We start from the raw sequence: 3,027 nt of genomic DNA on the forward strand, positions 1-3,027 counted from the left end.
CAGCTATGGTGGGCTGATCGCGGCCGTCGTCGCTCTTCTGGTCGTAGCCGGCGGCGGCTACGGAATCTGGCTGAACAAGGATGCCTTCGGCAAAATGCTTGGGCTTGGCGGCAATCAGGTCGCCAAGACCGAGCCGGTGAAACCAGCGCCTGCCAAGCCGGCAACCGATGCCGCGGCAACGCCTCCGGCGCCCGCGGCTGGCGGCACGGAGGCCGAAAGCACGAAATTCACGCAGCGGCTGACGCCGCAGGGCAGTGAAGTCGACCCGGGTCCGGCCGGTGGCCAAAGCGGCATCGGCGAAGGCGAATCGGTCGCCGCGCTGACCACGCCGCCCTCGGCGACGAACGCACCGGCGATTTCCGCTCCGGCCGCAGGCACACCTGCCGCGGCAGCGCCCCCCGCTACAGGTGCCGCCCCCGCAACGCCGCCTGCCAACGGAGCTGCCCCGGCAGCGCCGCCCGATGCTGCCGGCACGCCGCCCGCACCGGCAGCTGCGCCTGCGGAAACCGCTCTGCCTGTCGGCCAGAAGGCGATCTTCTACGAGGAGCGCACCAGCACCGCCCAGGGCTCCGCCGAGCCCGGCAATATCGTCTGGTCGCTGGTGCAGGAATCGCCCGGTGGCGACCTGCCGCCGGAGCCGGCGATCCGTGCCGAGGCCACCATTCCCGGCAAGGACATCCAGTTGCGCATGACCATCCGCCGCAACACCGATCAGACACTGCCGGCCAGCCATATCATCGAGATGATCTTCCTGACGCCCGACGGTTTCGAGGGCGGCGGTGTCGACAACATCCTGCGCGTCGCCATGAAGGGTTCGGAACAGGATGCCGGCAGCCCGTTGATCGGCATTCCGGCGAAGATCGCCGACGGCTTCTTCCTCGTCGCGCTCAACGATACCAAGGCCGACGAAGACGCCAACATGACCCTGCTTCGCGGCCAGGACTGGATCGACGTACCGGTCGTCTACAAGACCGGACGGCGGGCACTGCTGACCATGGAAAAGGGCATTCCCGGCGAGAAGGTGTTCGACGAGGCGATCAAGGCCTGGCAGGCCAAGACGGCTGGCTGAGAAGGAGCAGTTCAGAAGCCTTGGAACAGCATGTCGAGCGCGGCGACGATGTCGTCGTGGTGCCTGGAAAGGCTTCCCTCTGGATCCGGCAATTCCGAGGCAGAGAAGGCTGACATAAACTGGGTGACCATCACATGATCTTTGCCGTTTATGGTGAAGGTCGGGTTTAATCGGCGACCAGGAACCGGGGCTATCTTGGGCGGCATCAGCGGAATGATGATCCTGGTGCTTAGTCCTTCAAGAAGGTCTGATTGCACGTCGAGAAGATAACCGCCGCCCGCGGCATTCCTATAGAAATCATAACGCGCCATCAGAACGGCCGGTGTTTGGCCAGTGGCAGTCCGTTGCGTCTGACATACTCATTGGAGCTGTCGATGGCTTCCTTATTTTCTTCCTGCCATCGGCGCGTTTTTTCTGCCGAGATTGCTTTTGCAATGCCCTCTTCGGCGGCGCGTGAGATATTGATGCCCAAAGCTTTCGCATCGCTGATCAACCGAGAGTCGATGGACGTATTCACAGATTGTCGCTGAGGTTTTGACGTCGATTGAAGCATAAAGATGGCCTCCTTTTATGCGCATAATCTAGGCGCATAAAAGCCCCCACGCAATCCTTCACCCTTCCATTTCCTCGCGCAACATCTCCAGCTCCAGCCATTCTTCCTCGAGCGCCGCCAGCGTAGCGCGCTCCTTGTCGAGGGCGGCGATCGTCTTTTGGAACGAGGCCGGGTCGCGCTCGTAATAGGCCGGATCGGCGATGTTGTTCTCCAGCCTTGAGATCGAAGCCGTCACAGCCTCGATTTTCTTGGGCAGCGATTCCAGCGCGAATTTCTGCTTGAACGACAGTTTCTTCGCTGGCCCCTTTGGCGCGGCCGCTTCACTCTTGGCCGTCACTGGCGCTTCGCCGTTTTCGGCCTTCGCGCGCGCCTTGCGGTCGTCCAGCCTGGTGCCGCCGCGCTGCGCCAGCATGTCGGAGTAGCCGCCGGCATATTCGATCCAGTGGCCGTCACCATCCGGTGCGATCAGGCTGGTCACGGTGCGGTCGAGGAAATCGCGGTCGTGGCTGACCAGGATGACGGTGCCGGCAAAGCCAGCGACCAGTTCCTGCAGCAGTTCCAGCGTCTCCATATCGAGATCGTTGGTCGGCTCGTCGAGCACCAGAAGGTTTGCCGGCCGCGCCAGCACGCGCGCCAGCAAGAGCCGTGCCCGCTCGCCGCCGGACAATTCGCGCACCGGGGTGCGTGCCTGCTCCGGCTTGAACAGGAAATCCTTCATGTAGGAGACGACGTGGCGCTGCTCGCCATTGATGACGAGGTTCTCGCCGCGCCCGTCGGTGAGATATTGCGCCAGCGTCTCCTGCGGGTCGACCGCCTCGCGCTTCTGGTCGAGCGTGGCGATCTCCAGATTGGTGCCGAGCCGCACCGAACCGGCGTCCGGCTTCATCTCGCCGGTCAGCATCTTCAAGAGCGTCGTCTTGCCGGCGCCGTTCGGCCCGACCAGGCCGACGCGATCGCCGCGCTGGATGCGGGTCGAAAACCCCTTGACCACGGTTAGATCGCCAAAGCTCTTCTCGATGTTCTTCGCCTCGATCACCAGCTTGCCGGACTCGGCGGCGTCGCTCGCCACCATGGTCGCCGACCCTTCGGCACCGCGATGGCCGCGAAAACGCTGGCGCATGGTCTGCAACTCGCCGAGCCGGCGCATGTTTCGCTTGCGCCGCGCCGTCACGCCGTAGCGCAGCCAATGCTCTTCGCGAACGATCTGGCGGCCGAGTTTATGCTGCTCGCGCTCTTCTTCCTCCAGGACTAGGTCGCGCCATTCCTCGAAATGGCCAAAGCCCTTGTCCAGCCTGCGGGTCTGGCCGCGATCGAGCCAGATGGTGGCGCGCGACACACGTTCGAGAAAGCGGAGGTCGTGCGAGATGACGATCAGTGCCGAGGAGGTGCGGATGAGTTCTTCTTC

General features: G+C 63.5%; 3 protein-coding genes and 1 pseudogene. 1 reads left to right on the forward strand and 3 read right to left on the reverse strand.

Annotation, left to right across the window (positions count from 1 at the left end; translation table 11 throughout):
* Nucleotides 1-1,069, forward strand: a pseudogene (locus tag EN964_RS38875) (hypothetical protein); the annotation flags it as partial.
* Nucleotides 1,070-1,080: 11 nt separating this feature from the next.
* Here EN964_RS38875 and EN964_RS30355 read toward each other — a convergent pair.
* The 3 genes from EN964_RS30355 to EN964_RS30365 all read right to left on the reverse strand — a co-directional run.
* A complete protein-coding gene (locus EN964_RS30355) occupies nucleotides 1,081-1,380 on the reverse strand; it encodes a CcdB family protein (RefSeq protein WP_127270146.1) in 300 nt (99 codons plus the stop codon).
* Nucleotides 1,380-1,622 (reverse strand): type II toxin-antitoxin system CcdA family antitoxin, encoded by a 243-nt coding sequence (locus EN964_RS30360; RefSeq protein WP_127270148.1) that lies wholly within the window; start codon nucleotides 1,620-1,622, stop codon nucleotides 1,380-1,382. The genes EN964_RS30355 and EN964_RS30360 overlap by 1 nt, the downstream gene beginning before the upstream one ends.
* A gap of 58 nt (nucleotides 1,623-1,680) precedes the next feature.
* Nucleotides 1,681-3,027, reverse strand: a 1,347-nt coding sequence (locus EN964_RS30365; protein ID WP_127277123.1) for an ATP-binding cassette domain-containing protein, incomplete at its 5' end; no start/stop codon positions are given.

It is taken from the genome of Mesorhizobium sp. M7A.F.Ca.CA.001.10.2.1, assembly GCF_003998575.1.
Lineage (GTDB): Bacteria > Pseudomonadota > Alphaproteobacteria > Rhizobiales > Rhizobiaceae > Mesorhizobium.

Bases quoted from the DNA above. Each gene is read 5' to 3' on its own strand.
- EN964_RS30355 (WP_127270146.1), bottom strand. From the start codon at position 1,380: ATGGCGCGTTATGATTTCTATAGGAATGCCGCGGGCGGCGGTTATCTT.
- EN964_RS30360 (WP_127270148.1), bottom strand. From the start codon at position 1,622: ATGCTTCAATCGACGTCAAAACCTCAGCGACAATCTGTGAATACGTCC.